The sequence below is a fragment of the Kitasatospora sp. NPDC088783 genome (assembly GCF_044750705.1).
Lineage (GTDB): Bacteria > Actinomycetota > Actinomycetes > Streptomycetales > Streptomycetaceae > Kitasatospora > Kitasatospora fiedleri.
In genome coordinates, this window is record NZ_JBIVKJ010000004.1 from 422,005 (window position 1) to 438,701 (window position 16,697).

The window sequence follows — 16,697 nt, forward strand, 5'->3', positions numbered from 1 at the left end:
CGCTGGGCGGCGGCTGAACCCGGCCGGACGGGGGTGAATGAGACCAAAACTGAGACCAGGCTCCGCCTTTCGACGTTCATCCTGGCCGGCTCAGGTTCTTCCCGCTTGTGCGGACAGGTCAGACCTTCATCACCACGACGTGGTCCGGCAGCAGTCTCTCCAGGTCCTCCGGGTCGGAGGTGAAGACCGTCACCTGGCCCCGTTGCCGCAACGCCACCACCGAGAGCACGGCGTCGATCGCGTACTTGTGCCCGTGCAGGCCAGCATCCGCCAGCAGCCTACGTGCCTGTCGGGCCTCGTCCTTGCCGAGTTCGGCGACGTTCACCCGTGACAGTACCCAGTCCCAGCGCTGCTCGGTGGTCCGTGCGTCGTACGCCTCGACCAGGGTCATCGGCGAGGTGACGACCTCCGCCTCGCCGCGGGCGGCGAGGTCGAGGCGGGCGATCATCATCCGGTCGCCGCGGACCGCGAGCGACAGCGCCTCGCTGTCCAGCACGAAGACGCGCAGCCGCCGGGCTTCCTCGGCGCGCTTCTTCACGCGGCCGCCCCGCTGCTCTTGCCGCGGGCCGCGCGGCGCCGGTCGTGCTCCGCGTCGAGGTCGTCCAGTTCTGCGTAGGCGGCAGCCCGTTCGTCACTGCCGACCGGCCCGTGCTCCCCCTCCAGCCACACGACCAGCTCCTGCAGGCGGTCGCGGTCGCGCTTGGCCCGGAGGGCGTCGGCGACGTAGGCGGAGAGGCCGCGATCGGCGCTGTCTGCGCGGATCTCGTCCAGCAGTTCCTCGGGGAGGGTGACAGTGACCTTCTTGGATGCCATATACGTCACCATACTCACCATACGACAGGCTGGCCCGCCTTCCCGGGAAACGCCGAAGGCCCGGACCGCAACTGCGGTCCGGGCCTTCGATCAGGCGGAGGATACGAGATTCGAACTCGTGAGGGGTTGCCCCCAACACGCTTTCCAAGCGTGCGCCCTAGGCCTCTAGGCGAATCCTCCGTGGGAGAGCTTAGTACACGTGGAGGGGTGGTTGCGACCACGGTCTCGCAGGTGGGTGGCGGGGGTGGGCCTGGGGATCGGAGTTGGGGGTGGGTGGGGGGAGTGGGGGTCGGGATCCGCTACTCTTGGGGCAGCCCCTCGCGTGGCGCTATCTCTCTGAACTCCCCCAGGGCCGGAAGGCAGCAAGGGTAGGAGGGCTCTGGCGGGTGCGCGAGGGGTCCTTGCGTTTCGTGGGGTGTTGGCGGGTGGGCGGCGGCGTTTGTCGGTTGGTCCCGATATCTTCGGGGGTGTGTCCCTAGCCCTGTACCGCCGCTACCGCCCCGAGACCTTCGCGGAGGTCATCGGGCAGGAGCACGTGACCTCCCCCCTCCAGCAGGCCCTGCGCAACAACCGGGTCAACCACGCGTACCTGTTCAGCGGGCCGCGCGGGTGCGGGAAGACGACGAGCGCCCGCATCCTGGCCCGCTGTCTGAACTGCGAGCGGGGGCCGACCCCGGAGCCGTGCGGGGAGTGCCAGTCCTGCCAGGACCTGGCGACGGGCGGGCCGGGTTCGATCGACGTGATCGAGATCGACGCCGCCTCGCACGGTGGTGTGGACGACGCGCGCGAGCTGCGGGAGCGGGCGTTCTTCGCGCCGGTGCACAGCCGCTACAAGATCTTCATCCTGGACGAGGCGCACATGGTGACCTCGGCCGGCTTCAACGCGCTGCTGAAGGTGGTGGAGGAGCCGCCGGAGCACCTGAAGTTCATCTTCGCGACCACCGAGCCGGAGAAGGTGATCGGGACGATCCGGTCCCGCACCCACCACTACCCGTTCCGCCTGGTGCCGCCGGGCACGCTGCGCGACTACCTGGCGCAGGTGTGCGGGCGGGAGGCCATCGAGGTCGAGGACGCGGTGTTCCCGCTGGTGGTGCGGGCCGGCGCCGGGTCGGTGCGCGACTCGATGTCGGTGATGGACCAGCTGCTGGCGGGTGCCGGCGAGGCCGGTGTGACGTACCAGATGGCGACGTCGCTGCTGGGCTACACGGACGCGGCGCTGCTGGACGAGGTGGTGGACGCCTTCGCGGCGCAGGACGGCGCGACGGTGTTCCAGGTGGTCGACCGGGTGGTCGAGGGCGGGCACGACCCGCGGCGGTTCGTGACGGACCTGCTGGAGCGGCTGCGCGACCTGGTGATCCTGGCCACGGTGCCGGACGCGGGGGAGAAGAGCCTGATCGACGCCCCGGCCGACCGGATCGCGATCATGCAGGCGCAGGCCGACCGCTTCGGCCCGGCCGAGCTGAGCCGCGCCGCGGACCTGGTGAACACCGGTCTGACCGAGATGCGCGGGAACGCCGCGCCCAGGCTGCAGTTGGAGCTGATCTGCGCCCGGGTGATGCTGCCCGGCGCGTACGGGGACGAGCTCTCGGTGCAGGCCCGGCTGGACAAGCTGGAGCGCCGCGCCGCGACGGGCGGTTTCGCCGCCCCGGTGGCGTTCCAGCCGATGGCCGCCGCGCCGGAGCCCCAGCCGCAGCAACAGCCCCAGCAGCAGCCGCAGCAGCAGGCCCCGGCGCCCGCAGCCGTCCAGCCCGCGCCGGTTCCGCAGACCCCGCAGGCCCCCGCGCCGGCCGGTCCCGCTCCGGGTGCCTGGCCGATCCCGCGCAGCTTCTCGCCCGGTGAGCAACCGCAGCAGCAGGCGGCCGCCCCGGCCCCGACGGCCCAGGCCCCGGCTCCGGCGGCACCTGTACCCGCTCCCGCGCCCGCCCCGGCCCCCGCGCCCGCACCCGTCCAGCCGCCGATCGGCGTGCAGCCCTCGGTGGCGGCGCAGCAGGGCGCGGGCCAGATCCGGCAGATGTGGCCGCAGATCCTGGAGGCGGTGAAGAACCGCCGCCGGTTCACCTGGATCCTGCTGAGCCAGAACGGCCAGGTGGCCGGGTTCGACGGCAGCACCCTCCAGGTGTCGTTCGTGAACGCGGGCGCCCGGGACAGCTTCGTCGGCAGCCACAGCGACGAGGTGCTGCGGCAGGCGCTGACGGACGCGCTGGGCGTGGACTGGCGGGTGGAGTGCATCGTCGACCCGTCGGGCGCGACGAACCCGCCGGCCGGGCAGCCCGCGGCCCCGCCCGCTCCCGCGGCCGGCGGCTGGGGCGCCCCGGCCCCGCGCCCGGCCGCCCAGCCGCAGCCACCGCAGCCGCAGCAGCAGTGGTCGGCCCCCGCCCCGCAGGCCCCGGCTCCGGCCCCGGCTGCCCCGGTCCAGCAGGCGCCCGCCCCCGTGCCGGCCCCGCCCGCGCAGCCGCCGTCGCCGCAGCGGCAACAGCCGCAGCAGCAGCGGTCGCAGCCGGTGCAGGCCCCGCCCGCCGTGGCGCCGGAGGACGACGTCCCGGAGGAGGACGACCCGGACTTGAACGAGGACGTCTTCTCCGCCCAGGAGCTGATCGTCCGCGAGCTGGGCGCGACGGTGCTGGAGGAGATCCACCACCGCCCGAACTGACCGCCGCCCGAACTGACCGCCGCCCCGCGCCGGGCAAAACGGCGGGCAGGAACTGACGTGGGGCCGACGGACGGCCGCGTAGGCTCGGGGGCGAGGTGCCGGTGCGGGCGGTTTCGGCCGGGTGCGCGCCGGTGTGTGCAGTGTCGACGGATCGAGGAGAGTCCCGTGTTCCCTGGTGGGCAGCCGAACATGCAGCAGCTGTTGAAGCAGGCGCAGAAGATGCAGGAGGACCTCGCCCGGGCGCAGCAGGAGCTGGCCGAGGCGAGGGTGTCCGGTTCCGCGGGCGGCGGCCTGGTGGAGGCGACGGCGACCGGTGCGGGCGAGCTGGTCGCGCTGACCATCTCCCCGGCGGCGGTCGACCCGGAGGACACCGAGACCCTGGCCGACCTGGTGGTGGCCGCGGTGCGCGACGCCGCCGCGGCGGCGCAGAAGCTGCAGGCCGAGCGGATGGGCCCGCTGACCCAGGGCCTGGGCGGCGGCGGCATCCCCGGCCTGCCGTTCTGACACCGGGGGCATCTGCTCGTCCCCGGGCGGCATTCGGTCCGTTCCGGAGGGTATCCGTCTGCCGCCGACGGGGCACCCGCCCCGCAACCACCCCTCCCTGCGGACCCGCAGACCTGTGGACCCGCAGATCCGCAACCCGCAGACCCGCAGACCCGCGGATCCACCGGGGCGTGCACGCCGGGCGCACGACCGGGAACCCCCGGTAACGGGTTGTGTGATTTATGGGCCAGTAGGGCGTCGGGCGGTGTGTCCGGTGCCCGATTCGTTGGATGATGGCACCGGAGAAGGCACCGGAGTGCGAACCCCGGACCCCGGTCGAAGGAAGGCGTGACGGTGTACGAGGGCGTGGTGCAGGACCTGATCGACGAGCTGGGCAGACTGCCCGGAGTCGGTCCGAAGAGCGCCCAGCGGATCGCCTTCCACATCCTCCAGGCCGATCCGGTGGACGTGCGCCGGCTGGCGCACGCGCTGCAGCAGGTCAAGGAGAAGGTCCGGTTCTGCGCGGTCTGCGGCAACGTCGCGGAGTCCGAGCGGTGCCGGGTCTGCCTGGACCCGCGCCGCGACCTCGCGGTGATCTGCGTGGTGGAGGAGCCCAAGGACGTGGTGGCGATCGAGCGGACGCGCGAGTTCCGCGGTCGCTACCACGTGCTGGGCGGGGCGATCAGCCCGATCGAGGGGGTCGGTCCGGACGACCTGCGGATCCGCGAGCTGATGACCCGGCTCGCGGACGGCACGGTCACCGAGCTGATCCTGGCCACCGACCCCAACCTGGAGGGGGAGGCGACCGCGACCTACCTGGCCCGGCTGTGCAAGCCGATGGGCCTCAAGGTCACCCGGCTGGCGAGCGGACTGCCCGTCGGCGGGGACTTGGAGTACGCCGACGAGGTCACCCTCGGCCGGGCGTTCGAAGGGAGACGACTGCTCGATGTCTGACCGAACCGACACCTCTGAACTGTCCGGACTGCCGGGCCCGCTGGGCCGGACCGAGGCCCCGGACGACTTCGCGGTGCAGATCGCGGACTCGGTGGAGAGCTTCGTGCTGGCCGTCACCGAGGTCGCCAAGGGCGACGAGCCGGGCAGTGCGATCTCGCTGCTGCTGCTGGAGGTCTCCCAGCTGCTGCTGGCGGGCGGCCGGCTGGGCGCGATCGAGGACGTGCTGCCCGAGGACCGCTTCGAGCCGGACACCGGTCCGGAGCCGGACGGGGTGGAGCTGCGCGAGCGGCTCGCCGAGCTGCTGGCGCCGATCGACGTCTACCACGAGGTGTTCGACCCGTACGGTCCGCCGGAGAAGCCGAGCGCGTTCCGGATCTCGGACGACCTGGCGGGCGTGGTCAGCGAGCTGCGGCACGGGCTGACGCACTACCGCGAGGGCCGGGTCTCGGAGGCGCTGTGGTGGTGGCAGTTCTCCTACCTGTCCAACTGGGGCTCGACCTGCTCGGCGGTGCTGCGCGCGCTGCAGTCGCTGGTCGCGCACGTCCGGCTGGACTCGCCGCTGGGCGCGGTGCCGGACGGCGCGGACACCGACGACGACGGGCTGACGGACGAGCAGCTGGAGCAGCAGGCCGGCGACCTGATGGCGGCCGAACTCGGGCTGTAGGCCCACGCGGTCCGCAGGGGCCCGCCTCCGGGTGTGACGCATCTGTCATCGGCACCCCGGAGGCGAAGATTCCGGGTGGCGGGCGCTGCCCGGGCGGCGATTCTTCGGGACGGGCGGCCGGGGCCCGCAGACCTGCCGGTCGGCGGTGACCAGAGTTCGATATCCGCATCTCACGATGTGGAAAGCGCCGGCCGGAGAACCCCTGCTCGTTAGACTGACCGCGACCTACCACCCCAAGTCGAGGAGCCCCCGTGGGCCTTGTCGTGCAGAAGTACGGCGGCTCATCCGTCGCGGATGCCGAAGGCATCAAGCGCGTCGCCCGCCGCATCGTGGACACCAGGAAGGCCGGCCACGAGGTCGTCGTCGTGGTCTCCGCGATGGGTGACACCACGGACGAACTCATCGAGCTCGCGGAACAGGTGACCCCTATTCCGTCCGGCCGCGAGTTCGACATGCTGCTGACCGCCGGAGAGCGCATCTCGATGGCGCTGCTGGCCATGGCGATCCGGACACTGGGCTTCGACGCCCAGTCGTTCACCGGCAGCCAGGCCGGCGTGATTACCGACTCGACCCACAACAAGGCGCGCATCATCGACGTGACGCCGGGCCGGATCCGGGCCGCCCTGGACGAGGGCAACATCGCGATCGTGGCGGGCTTCCAGGGCGTGTCGCAGGTCTCCAAGGACATCACCACGCTGGGCCGCGGCGGCTCGGACACCACCGCGGTGGCGCTGGCGGCCGCGCTGGGCGCCGAGGTCTGCGAGATCTACACCGACGTGGACGGCGTGTTCACCGCCGACCCGCGGGTGGTCAAGAAGGCCCGCAAGATCGACTGGATCGCCTTCGAGGACATGCTGGAGCTGGCCTCGTCCGGCTCGAAGGTGCTGCTCGACCGCTGCGTGGAGTACGCGCGGCGCTACAACATCCCGATTCACGTACGATCGTCGTTCTCCGGTCTCCCGGGGACGATCGTCAGCGGCACCAACCCGAACAAGAAGCCCGAAGGGGGCGAGATGGAGCAGGCCATCATCTCCGGAGTCGCCCACGACACGTCGGAGGCCAAGGTCACCGTCGTCGGCGTGCCCGACAAGCCGGGCGAGGCGGCCCGGATCTTCCGCGCGATCGCGGACGCCGAGGTCAACATCGACATGGTCGTGCAGAACGTGTCGGCCGCGGCCACCGGCCTGACCGACATCTCCTTCACGCTGCCCACCCACGAGGGGCAGAAGGCCATCGAGGCGCTGAACCGGGTCAAGGAGGGCATCGGCTACGAGTCGCTGCGCTTCGACGACGCGATCGGCAAGATCTCGCTGGTCGGCGCCGGCATGCGCTCCAACCCGGGCGTCACGGCGACGTTCTTCGAGGCGCTCTCCGAGGCGGGCGTGAACATCGAGCTGATCTCCACCTCGGAGATCCGGATCTCGGTGGTCACCCGCGCGGAGGACGTGCCGGAGGCGGTCCGCGCCGTGCACACCGCGTTCGGCCTGGACAGCGAGAGCGACGAGGCGGTCGTCTACGGCGGCACCGGCCGCTGAGACGGCGCGGCCCGTCCGGGTTCGCCGGATACCCACACCGCAACGGTTGTGTGCGGGACGGGTGAAGCGGACCCGGCCCGTCCGCCGGGTCTGCCAGAATCCCCCTTCGGAGCCAGTGCGCTCGGGAGGGGGATTCCTCTTCCCGCAAGAATGCCCCCGGGCCGGGGCAACCAGGACAGGGGATCGTGTGTCCAACCATCGTGATGAACGTGACCGGGGCGGCGGTGGCGGCCGCCCTGCCCGGGGCGGCCCGGCGGGGCGGTAGTCGGATGGGCTTTGCCGCGGCGGCAGCGGACGCGACCGGGGCCAGCGTCGACCAGCTCACCGACACCTACCGGGCCCACTACCGTTCCCTGCTGAGGCTCGCCGCGCTGCTGCTGGACGACCTGTCCTCCTGCGAGGACGTCGTGCAGGAGGCGTTCATCCGGGTGCACGCCGCCCGGCGCCGGGTCCGCGACCCCGAGAAGACGCTCGCCTACCTGCGGCAGACCGTGGTCAACCTGTCCCGGTCGACCCTGCGCCGCCGCCTGCTCGGCCTCCGGCTGCTGCCCAAGCCCATGCCTGACATGGCCAGTGCAGAAGAGGGGGCTTACGATGCGCTGGAGCGCGACGAACTCAAGGCCGCGCTCCGGGGGTTGCAACGCCGTCAGCGGGAGGTACTGGTGCTGCGCTACTACGCGGACCTGACGGAGGCTCAGGTCGCGGAGGTGCTCGGCATTTCCATCGGCTCGGTGAAGGCGTACGGGTCGCGCGGGCTCGCCGCCCTGCGGGTGCGGATGGAGCAGGGCGATGACTGAGGACGGGCCCGCCCTCCCCGGGGGAGCCCTCCCCGGGGGCGCGCCGGGCGAGGGCCTGACCGAGGACCGGCTCCGCGAGCGGCTGCACCGGGCCGTCGCCGCCGTCGAACCCGAACCCGGCGCGCTGCCCCGGCTGCGCGCCGCCGTACCGCGCCGCCGCGCCGTGCGCCGACGCGCGGTGGGCGGGGCCGTGGTGCTGGCCGCCGCCATCGCCGCGCTGCCGGTGGTGAACGCCACCCAGCCGTTCAGCCTGTCCGGGGACTCCACCGGCGGCCCGGCCGCGCCCGGCCCCGGCAGCAGCCCGACCAGGACGCCCGGCAGCCAGCCCGGCCACCCGCACACCACCGTCGCCCTGCCCCCCACCGACCCGGCCGCGACCGGCCCCGGGGCCTCCGCCGACCCGTCCGCCGCCGCCGGGCCCGGTAGCTCGCCCGCCGCCGCACCGGCCTGCACCGGCACCGACCTCGGCCGGGCCGACGTCCAGCAGGCCGCCGCCGATCCGGTCAGCGGCAAGGTGTACGGCTGGTTCCGGCTGACCAACACCGGCACCCGCACCTGCCGGCTCCCCGGCCCCGGCACGCTCGCCCTGGGCACCGGGGCGAGCGGCGTCCGCCTGCTCGCGCACAGCGTCGGCGACCCGGCCGGCTCGCTGCCCGACCCGGCGGCGCTGCCCGCCGACGTCCTGCTCGGCGCGGGCGGCTCGTACCTGGTGCGCTTCGCCTGGGTGCCCACCCGCTGCCCCACCGCCTCCGACTCGCCCACCGGCCCGGCCGGGCCGCCGCAGCCCACCCCGGCCGCCAGCGGCGGCGCGCTGCCCGGCGGCGGCACCGACACCGCCGTCGCCGCCGCCGACCCGGCCCCCGGGCCGACCCAGGCCGCCGTCGCGGCCGACCCGACCCCGACCGCCGACCCGAGTTCCGGCGCGACCGCCGGCCCCCCGCCGGACGCCGCCTTCGCGCTCGGCTACACCCCCGATCCGATCACCGCCGCCGCGGGCCGCCCCGTCGGCACCACGCTGCCGGCGGGCTGCGGCGGCACGGTCTACTGGACCGGCCCGGAGCCCGCCCCCGGCCCCGCCGGCCAGCCCTCGCCGAGCGCCACGCCCTGAGGCGCCGGGGCCGTCCCGGTGCGCGCCCGGGCCGTCCCGGTGTGCTGCGGTCACGCCTGCCGGGTGGGCAGCACCACCAGCTGGCGCAGGTTCACGTGCCGGGGGCGGCTGGCCGCGTAGGCGACCAGGTCGGCGACGTCCGCGGCGGCGAGCGTGCCGATCGCGTCGAACATCTCGCCGAGCTGGCCGTCCGGGCCCAGCCCCGGGTTGTCGATGTGGGTGCCCAGCTCGGTGTCGGTCAGCCCGGGCTCGACGTTGGTGACCCGCACGTCGCGCGGGCCGTACTCGCTGCGCAGGGCGGCCGAGAGCTGGGTCAGCGCGGCCTTGGTGGCGCCGTAGACCGCGTAGTGGGGGAAGACCACGTCCGCGCCGATCGAGGAGATGTCGACCAGGTCGGCGGTGGCCCCGGCCGCCGCGGCGGCGACCAGGTCGGGGCCGAAGGCGCGGATCATCCGCAGCGCGCCGGTCAGGTTGGTGTCGATCATGCGGGACCACTCGTCGACCCGGCCGTCGCCGATCGGGTTCGGCAGCATCACGCCGGCCGCGTTGACCAGCAGGTCGACCCGGCCGAAGGCGTCGTGGACGAGCCGCCGCGCCGCGTCGACCGAGTCCTGGTCGGTGACGTCGGCGGCCACCGCGAGCGCCCGCGGCCCGAGTTCGGCGGCCAGCGCGGCCAGCCGGTCGGCCCGGCGGGCCAGCAGCGCGACCCGGACGCCGTCCGCGGCCAGCTGCCGGGCGATCGCCTCGCCGATGCCGCTGGCGGCGCCGGTGACGACCGCGGTCCGACCGTTCAGTGCGGGGTAACCCATGGGAATCGCTCTCCTCGAATCGAGTCCGTGCCTGCGTGCCGGTGTGCCCGTGCGTGCCGGTGTGCCTGTGCGCGGCGTTCAGGGCCGCGGACTGCGTCGTCCTGCCGACGGGACGAGTCTGGTCGCGGACGGCGGGGCCACCCAGGGCGCTGTTTTTCCTGGGTCCGGGAGAACCACCTTCGCGGCGGCCGGCGCCCCGGACGTATCGTCGGGGCATGAGCGAACTGGGGGAGTTCCTGCGGCAGCGCCGGGGCCGGATCAGGCCGTCCGACGTGGGCCTGCCGGAGCTGGGGCGGCGCCGCCGGGTGCCGGGGCTGCGCCGCGAGGAGGTCGCGCAGCTGGCGGGGGTGAGCGTCGACTACTACGTGCGGCTCGAACAGGGCCGGGGCGGCGGCGTCTCCGCGGAGGTGCTGGACGCGGTGGCCCGGGTGCTGCGGCTGGACGGCACCGAGCGCGGCCACCTGCACGCCCTGGCGCACCCGCCGCGCGGGGCGTCCCGGCGCCCGCCCCGGCAGGTCCGGCCGGGGCTGCGGCTGGTGCTGGACGCGCTGGCGACCCCGGCGTTCGTGCTCGGCCGCTGCATGGACGTCCCGGCCTGGAACGCCCCGGCCGACGCGGTGATCGGGTTCTCCGAACTGCCGCCCGGCGAACGCAACATGGCCCGGCACGCCTTCCTCACCGAGGCCGGCGGGCGGCTCTACCGGGACTTCGAGCGGGTCGCCGCCGAGACCGTCGCCCACCTGCGGCTGGACGCGGCCCGGCACCCCGACGACCCCGACCTGGCCGCGCTGCTGGCCGAACTGACCGCCGGGAGCCCGCTGTTCGCCGAGCTGTGGGCCCGGCACGGCGTCCGGGAGAAGGCGTCCGGGCGCAAGCTGCTGCGCCACCCGCGGGCCGGGGAGCTGGACTTCGGGTACGAGACGCTGGCCCCGCCCGGCGAGCCGGGGCTGCTGCTGGTCGTCTACACCGTCGAGCCGGGCTCGGTGACCGCCGAGCGGCTGGCGGCGCTCACCGCGGCCGTGCCGTCGGGCCCGGGCCCGGGCCGCTGATTGAGGCCGTACCGTCCGGCCCGGCCCGCTGGCCGCGCGGCCGTCGGCGGCGCCCGCCGCGGCCGGTCAGATCCCGAGGGCGTGCGCGCGGGCCCGGGCCCGCTCCAGCAGGGCGTGCACCTCGGCCTGGCGGCGGCCCGGGCGGTCGTTCCACACGTCGGGGGAGGGCACGGGGCGGCCGGTGGCGTGCAGCACCTCCATCACCTGGGCGCGGGCCCGGCGCACCGTGTACGCGGTGCCGTAGCCGTGCGCCAGGACGGCGGTCTGCGCGCCCAGCAGGCAGACCCGGCCCCGGTCGTCCCACAGCGCGCCCTGCGTCCAGCCCGCCTCCGCGAGGTAGCGGGAGGTCAGCCGCAGGTGCCCGGCGACGGTGACCTCGGCCGGGCGGGCCGGGCGGCGGGCCAGCAGGTCGAGCAGCGAGCGGCGGGGCAGCGGGTGCCCGTGGTTCCAGGGCTGCCGGACGCTGCCGTGCGCGCCGGGCGGGCACGGCGCCGGGGCGGCCGGACCGGGGCCCGGCGGGACGGCCGGTCCGGACCGGCCGGGCAGCCCGGCCAGGTACTGCTCGATCTCCTCGACCAGGCCCAGCTCCCGCGCGAGTTCGCGCGCGTCGAGCCGGTCGAGCGGGGGCGCGGGGACGGTCACGGGGAGACTCCTCCGGTCGATATGTCCGTGTTTGTCACGGTACCGTTGATAGCCCGTCAGTCCCCGCACCGCACCAGCTCCGTGTCCGAACCGATCCCCTCCGCTGCGCCGATCCGTTCCGATCACCCCCCGGCATCGGGTTGGATGAGGACATGAACGAGCAGACGAACGTCGTTCCGGAGTGGGAGCAGCGGTTCCGGGCGGCGCGGGTCTCCCTGCCCGACTGGGCGGACGAGGCACCCGACCGGGCGCTGTACGTGTCCAACGCGACCGGCACCTACGAGGTGTACGCGTGGGACCGCTCCACCGACGAGCACCGCCGGGTCACCGACCGGCCCAACGGCACCACCGACGCCGAACTCGCCCCCGACGGGCAGTGGATCTGGTGGTTCGACGACACCGACGGCGACGAGTTCGGGGTCTGGCGCCGCCAGCCCTTCGCGGGCGGCCCCGACCAGGAGGCGGTCCCGGGCGTGCCCGCCGCGTACTCGGCGGGCCTGGCGCTCGGCCGCGACGGCACCGTGGTGGTCGGCACCTCCACCGACGACGAGGGCACCACCCTGTACCTGCGCCGCCCGGGCGCCGCCGAGCCCGAGGTGGTCTACCACCACGCCGAGTACGGCGGCGTCGGCGACCTCTCGCACGACAGCACCCTGCTGGCCGTCGACCACACCGAGCACGGCGACGCGATGCACTCGGCGATCCGGGTGCTGCGCCTGGCGGACGGCGCCACCGTCGCCGAGCTCGACGAGGTCACCGGCCGGGCCGAGCCGCGCGGCGTCGCCTGCCTGGGCTTCGCGCCCGCCCCCGGCGACACCCGGCTGCTGGTCGCCCACCAGCGCACCGGCCGCTGGGAGCCGATGCTGTGGGACGTCGCGGCCGGCACCGAGACCGAGCTGCGGCTCCGCGACGAGCGGGGCCGCCCGTTCCCCGGCGACCTGTCCGCGCAGTGGCGGCCGGACGCCCGCTCGCTGCTGATCGAGCACGAGTACGAGGCCCGCTCGGAGCTGTTCTCGTACGACCTGGCGGCCGGCGAGCTGACCAGGCTGGACACCCCGCGCGGCACCGTCGCCGGGGCCACCGCCCGCCCCGACGGCACGGTGGAGTTCCTCTGGTCCTCGGCCGCCGAGCCGTCCGCGGTGCGCTCCACCTCCGGCGCGGTGGTGCTGCGGGCCCCCGGCCCGGTCCCGCCCGGCTCGGTGCCGGTCGAGGACGTCTGGGTGGACGGCCCCGGCGGCCGGGTGCACGCCCTGGTGCAGCGCCCGTCCGGCCCGGGTCCGCACCCCACGGTGTTCGAGGTGCACGGCGGCCCGACCCACCACGACAGCGACTCCTTCGCCGCCGGGCCCGCCGCCTGGCTCGACCACGGCTTCGCCGTCGTCCGGGTCAACTACCGCGGCTCCACCGGCTACGGGCAGGCCTGGACCGACGCCCTCACCGAGCGCGTCGGCCTGATCGAGCTGGAGGACATCGGCGCGGTCCGCGACTGGGCGGTCGCCTCCGGCCTGGCCGACCCGGACCGGCTGGTGCTCTCCGGCGGCTCCTGGGGCGGCTACCTCACCCTGCTCGGCCTCGGCACCCAGCCCGACCACTGGACGCTCGGCCTGGCCGCCGTCCCGGTCGCCGACTACCTCACCGCGTACGACGACGAGATGGAGGCGCTCAAGTCCCTGGACCGGACGCTGTTCGGCGGCACCCCCGAGGAGGTCCCGGAGCGCTGGCGGGCCTCCTCCCCGCTGACCTACGTCGAGCAGGTCAAGGCCCCGGTCTACATCTCGGCAGGCCTCAACGACCCGCGCTGCCCGATCCGGCAGATCGACAACTACGTGCGGAGGCTGGAGGAGCTCGGCAAGGTCCACGAGGTGTACCGCTACGATGCCGGGCACGGTTCGCTGGTCGTCGACGAGCGGATCAAGCAGCTCCGGCTGGAGATCGACTTCGTCCGGCGCCACCTGGCGCCCGGCGCCGTCCGGTGAGCTGCGGCCCGGTGGACAAGGGGGACAACTGATGGGTGGACGCGCCGCGCTGGCCGTCGTCGCGGTCGGCGCCGTCCTGCTGACCGCGGCCGGCTGCTCGTCGAACAGCGGGAGCCACGACTGCGTCCAGGCCGCGGGAGCCGTCACCGCCGACACCGGGCTCACGCTCGCGGGCACGGGCAGCGGCAACGCCGCTGCTCGCGGGCCGGTGCTCGCCGGTGCCGACACCGGCAGCGTCGTGCTGGCCAAGAGCGGTGGTGGCAGCCGCAGTTCCAAGGGCGGCTCCAGCAGCCGCGGCTCGAAGGGCTCCAAGAGCTCCGGCTCCAAGAAGACCACCGGCTCCAGCGGCTCCGGCGTCACCCACTACAGCGGCGGCGGCAGCACGGTGGTGCACCACTACCACCACCGCACCACGGGCTCCACCCGCACCGACGACTACGTCGACGACTGCGGCAACCCGTCGCCCGCGCCGGGCATCGTGGGCGGCGACTTCGAGGACGACTGCGCCACCCCGGTCACCGGCACGCCCTCGCCCGCGCCCACCGGCACCGGGGCGGTCGCCGCGGCCCCGCCGGTGCCGTGCGGCACCCCGGGCGCGAGCGCCCCCGCGACGGGGCTGCCGACCGGGCCGCCGTCGAAGCCCCCGTCCCCGGCCGCGGCACCGTCGCCGTCGAAGTCCCGCTGACGGGGCACCGACCGGCGGCGGGTCAGTCCAGGACCGGGTCCAGTCCGAGGGCCCGGTCCTGGGCGGCCTCCGCCTCGCGGCGCACCAGCCGGAACCACATGAACACCACGAACCCGGCGAAGACGAACCACTCCAGGGTGTAGCCCAGGTTCTGGAACGCCCGCAGGCTCAGCCCGTCCCCGCCCTGCGGCTGCACCGTGGGCACCGCCGTCAGCCCGGCCTGGACGTCGTCCGCCGCGACCCAGCCGTCGTACACGGGGTAGGGCAGCACGTTCACCAGGGTGGCCGGGCTGATCGTGCCGAGCTGCCCGGCGGGCAGACCGCCCGCCACCGCGCCACCGCTGCCGCTGTTCTCCGGGGCCTGCAACCGGCCGGTCACACTGACCTGCCCGCCCGGCGCCGCCGGCACCGCCCCCGGATCGCCCGCCACCCAGCCGCGCACCACCGCCACCGCCCGGCCCCCGTCGGTGACCAGCGGCGTCAGCACGTAGTAGCCCTGCCGCCCGTCCACCGTCCGGTCCGGAACGAGCAGTTGGTGCGCGCCGTCGTACGCGCCGGTGACCCGCACCGCCCGGCCCACCGTGTCGGTGCCGACCTTCGCCGCCCCGTCCGGCAGCACCGCCGCCAGCGGCTCCACGTCCGCCCGCGCGGAGGCGGCCGCCGCCCGGTCGTTCTCCTGATGGGTCGAGACCCGGGACTCGAAGCGGTCCAGCTGCCAGGTGCCCAGCATCAGGCAGACCACGATCGCCGCCACCGCGACGACCGTGCCGACGAGCCACCGCGGGCTGAGCAGGAACCGGTACACCCCACCACGGTAACCACTCCTGACATCTCCCCCGCTCGCGGGTCACCACCACCCCTCCGCCGCGACGCCCCGGAAGGGGGGAGAGCCGCCGCCCTGCCGCCGGACGCCCCGGCCCGCACCACGGCCCCTGCCGCCTGCCGCCGGGGCCCCTGCCGGGGTGGGAGAGTCATCCTCCTGCCGTCTGACGTCCCGGCCCGGGCCCGCACCACGACTACGGCCGGGCCGCCCGCTGCCGCGTCCCCTTTCCCGGGCGGCGTCTCCGGGAGGGGCGAACCACCACCCTGCCGCCGGACGTCCCGGCCCGGGCCTGCGCGCTGGCCCGCGTGCCGGCCTTGCACCACCGCCGCGCGGCCCGCGACCGCCCAGGACCTCGGCGCGGCCGGGCCCGGCCACCCGGTGGCCGCAGCCTTCCCGGCGCGGGCCTCCGTCGGCGGTCCGACCACCCCGGTGCTGCCCGCCTCGGTCGACCGTCTGCCCCCAGCCCCCTGGCCTGGCCCACCGCCCTGCCCCGCGCCGACCTGTGGCCGGTCCTCAGGCGTACCCCTCCCCTCCCCACCCCTCCCTCTCTCATCCGGGATATCCTCCCTGATGTGAGAAACGAAGACCTCCCGGGCGAAGAGGACCACCGCCTGGCCGCCCGTCTCGCCGCCCTGCGCGCCGACCGGGGCTGGTCGTTGGACGAGCTCGCCCGGCGCAGTGGCGTCAGCCGTTCCACGCTGTCCCGGCTGGAGCGTGCCGAGCTCAGCCCCACGGCCGCCCAGCTCGGTCGGCTCTGTGCCGCGTACGGCCGTACCGTCTCCCGGCTGCTGGCCGAGGTGGAGGCCGAGCCGCCCGGTCTGCTGCGCGCCGTCGACCAGCCGCGTTGGCACGACCCGGCCACCGGGTTCGTCCGGCGTTCCGTCTCGCCGCCGCACCCGGGGCTGCGCGCCGAGCTGGTCGAGGGCACCCTCCCGCCGGGTGCGGTCATCTCCTACGACGCCCCGCCCGTCCCCGGCCTGGAGCAGCACCTGTGGGTGCTGGACGGAGAGCTGCACCTGGAGTTGGACGGCACCGTGCACCACCTCGCCGCGGGTGACTGCCTCCGCTACCGCCTGCACGGCACCTCCGGTTTCCACTGCCCCGGCCCCCACCCCGTCCGCTACCTGATCGCCCTGGTGCTGCCATGACCCCGACCTCGACCCCGACCCCGCTGCTGCTCACCCCCGAGGCCCTGGACGCCCGCCGCGACGCCCTCGCCGACCTGCTGCTGGACGCGGTGGCTGACGGCGCCTCGGTCGGCTTCCTGGACCGCACCGCCCACCACGAGGCCGCCGCCTGGTGGGACGGCCTGCGTCCGTCCGTCGCCGCCGGCACCCGGCTGCTCTGGGTGGTCGAGGACGCCGCCGGGCGGGCCCTGGGCACCGTCTCGCTGATCCGCGAGGAGAAGCCGAACGGCCGCCACCGCGCCGAGATCGCCAAGCTCCTGGTCCACCGCACCGCCCGCGGCGCGGGTCTCGGCCGCCGCCTGCTGGCCCACGCCGAGCGGGCCGCCCGCGACACCGGCACCACCCTGCTCCTGCTCGACACCCAGACCGGCAGCCCCGCCGAACACCTCTACCGCACCGCCGGCTGGACCGCCTTCGGCACCGTCCCGGACCACGCCGCCACCCCGGACGGAACGCTCGCCGACACCACCTACTACTACAAGCGCCTCGACCACCCCGCCGACCGCTGACCCGCACCCGCCC

The 16,697-nt window shown here is 74.9% G+C and carries 17 protein-coding genes, 1 tRNA gene and 1 other RNA gene; 13 read left to right on the forward strand and 6 right to left on the reverse strand.

Annotated elements, in window-relative coordinates:
* Window positions 1-118 precede the first annotated feature (118 nt).
* The 3 genes from ACIP60_RS14415 to ACIP60_RS14425 all read right to left on the reverse strand — a co-directional run bounded on the left by ACIP60_RS14415 (window position 119) and on the right by ACIP60_RS14425 (window position 993).
* Complete coding sequence (locus ACIP60_RS14415; RefSeq protein WP_400683585.1) at window positions 119-538, reverse strand: hypothetical protein; 420 nt, start codon at window positions 536-538, stop codon at window positions 119-121.
* Window positions 535-813 carry a CopG family transcriptional regulator gene (locus ACIP60_RS14420; RefSeq protein WP_400683587.1) on the reverse strand — a complete coding sequence of 93 codons (279 nt, stop codon included), beginning with the start codon at window positions 811-813 and terminating at the stop codon, window positions 535-537. Before ACIP60_RS14420 ends, ACIP60_RS14415 begins: the two co-directional genes overlap by 4 nt.
* A 95-nt stretch (window positions 814-908) precedes the next feature.
* Window positions 909-993: transfer RNA gene (locus ACIP60_RS14425), tRNA-Ser, on the reverse strand.
* A 132-nt stretch (window positions 994-1,125) separates the two neighbouring features.
* Here ACIP60_RS14425 and ffs point away from each other — a divergent pair.
* The 8 genes from ffs (at window position 1,126) to ACIP60_RS14465 (ending at window position 9,004) form a co-directional block, all read left to right on the forward strand.
* Window positions 1,126-1,216: signal recognition particle sRNA small type (ffs, locus tag ACIP60_RS14430), an RNA gene on the forward strand.
* A gap of 66 nt (window positions 1,217-1,282) precedes the next feature.
* Window positions 1,283-3,463 (forward strand): DNA polymerase III subunit gamma and tau, encoded by a 2,181-nt coding sequence (locus ACIP60_RS14435; protein WP_400683589.1) that lies wholly within the window; start codon window positions 1,283-1,285, stop codon window positions 3,461-3,463.
* A 189-nt stretch (window positions 3,464-3,652) separates the two neighbouring features.
* A complete protein-coding gene (locus ACIP60_RS14440) occupies window positions 3,653-3,967 on the forward strand; it encodes a YbaB/EbfC family nucleoid-associated protein (protein ID WP_370447598.1) in 315 nt (104 codons plus the stop codon).
* A 333-nt stretch (window positions 3,968-4,300) separates the two neighbouring features.
* Window positions 4,301-4,900, forward strand: a complete 600-nt coding sequence (gene recR / locus ACIP60_RS14445; RefSeq protein ID WP_100838613.1) for a recombination mediator RecR — start codon at window positions 4,301-4,303, stop codon at window positions 4,898-4,900.
* Window positions 4,893-5,564, forward strand: a complete 672-nt coding sequence (locus ACIP60_RS14450) for a DUF5063 domain-containing protein (protein WP_111553729.1) — start codon at window positions 4,893-4,895, stop codon at window positions 5,562-5,564. The genes recR and ACIP60_RS14450 overlap by 8 nt, the downstream gene beginning before the upstream one ends.
* 251 nt (window positions 5,565-5,815) lie before the next feature.
* Window positions 5,816-7,099, forward strand: coding sequence for an aspartate kinase (locus ACIP60_RS14455; protein WP_400683592.1), 1,284 nt, complete (start codon window positions 5,816-5,818; stop codon window positions 7,097-7,099).
* A gap of 269 nt (window positions 7,100-7,368) precedes the next feature.
* A complete protein-coding gene (locus ACIP60_RS14460) occupies window positions 7,369-7,896 on the forward strand; it encodes a SigE family RNA polymerase sigma factor (RefSeq protein WP_199847139.1) in 528 nt (175 codons plus the stop codon).
* Entirely contained in the window at window positions 7,889-9,004 is a 1,116-nt protein-coding gene (locus ACIP60_RS14465) for a hypothetical protein (RefSeq protein WP_400683594.1), read from the forward strand. Before ACIP60_RS14460 ends, ACIP60_RS14465 begins: the two co-directional genes overlap by 8 nt.
* A 50-nt stretch (window positions 9,005-9,054) precedes the next feature.
* Here the strand turns inward: ACIP60_RS14465 and ACIP60_RS14470 are convergent, their stop codons facing one another.
* Entirely contained in the window at window positions 9,055-9,813 is a 759-nt protein-coding gene (locus ACIP60_RS14470) for an SDR family oxidoreductase (protein WP_400683596.1), read from the reverse strand.
* A 215-nt stretch (window positions 9,814-10,028) separates the two neighbouring features.
* On the opposite strand from ACIP60_RS14470, the gene ACIP60_RS14475 reads away from it, so the two are divergent.
* A complete protein-coding gene (locus ACIP60_RS14475; RefSeq protein WP_400683598.1) occupies window positions 10,029-10,862 on the forward strand; it encodes a helix-turn-helix transcriptional regulator in 834 nt (277 codons plus the stop codon).
* A 66-nt stretch (window positions 10,863-10,928) separates the two neighbouring features.
* Here ACIP60_RS14475 and ACIP60_RS14480 read toward each other — a convergent pair whose 3' ends face one another.
* Window positions 10,929-11,504 carry a hypothetical protein gene (locus ACIP60_RS14480; RefSeq protein WP_400683600.1) on the reverse strand — a complete coding sequence of 192 codons (576 nt, stop codon included), beginning with the start codon at window positions 11,502-11,504 and terminating at the stop codon, window positions 10,929-10,931.
* Between the two features lie 152 nt (window positions 11,505-11,656).
* Here ACIP60_RS14480 and ACIP60_RS14485 point away from each other — a divergent pair, with 152 nt between their 5' ends.
* A complete protein-coding gene (locus tag ACIP60_RS14485; protein WP_400683603.1) occupies window positions 11,657-13,480 on the forward strand; it encodes a prolyl oligopeptidase family serine peptidase in 1,824 nt (607 codons plus the stop codon).
* Between the two features lie 31 nt (window positions 13,481-13,511).
* Entirely contained in the window at window positions 13,512-14,165 is a 654-nt protein-coding gene (locus ACIP60_RS14490) for a hypothetical protein (RefSeq protein WP_400683605.1), read from the forward strand.
* Between the two features lie 22 nt (window positions 14,166-14,187).
* On the opposite strand, the gene ACIP60_RS14495 is transcribed toward ACIP60_RS14490, so the two are convergent.
* Window positions 14,188-14,970 carry an SURF1 family protein gene (locus ACIP60_RS14495; RefSeq protein WP_400683607.1) on the reverse strand — a complete coding sequence of 261 codons (783 nt, stop codon included), beginning with the start codon at window positions 14,968-14,970 and terminating at the stop codon, window positions 14,188-14,190.
* A 590-nt stretch (window positions 14,971-15,560) separates the two neighbouring features.
* Between ACIP60_RS14495 and ACIP60_RS14500 the strand changes: the two genes are divergently transcribed.
* Both ACIP60_RS14500 and ACIP60_RS14505 read left to right on the forward strand, forming a co-directional pair.
* Entirely contained in the window at window positions 15,561-16,136 is a 576-nt protein-coding gene (locus tag ACIP60_RS14500; RefSeq protein ID WP_282206206.1) for a helix-turn-helix domain-containing protein, read from the forward strand.
* Window positions 16,133-16,684, forward strand: coding sequence for a GNAT family N-acetyltransferase (locus ACIP60_RS14505; protein WP_400683610.1), 552 nt, complete (start codon window positions 16,133-16,135; stop codon window positions 16,682-16,684). The genes ACIP60_RS14500 and ACIP60_RS14505 overlap by 4 nt, the downstream gene beginning before the upstream one ends.
* Window positions 16,685-16,697: the final 13 nt, after the last annotated feature.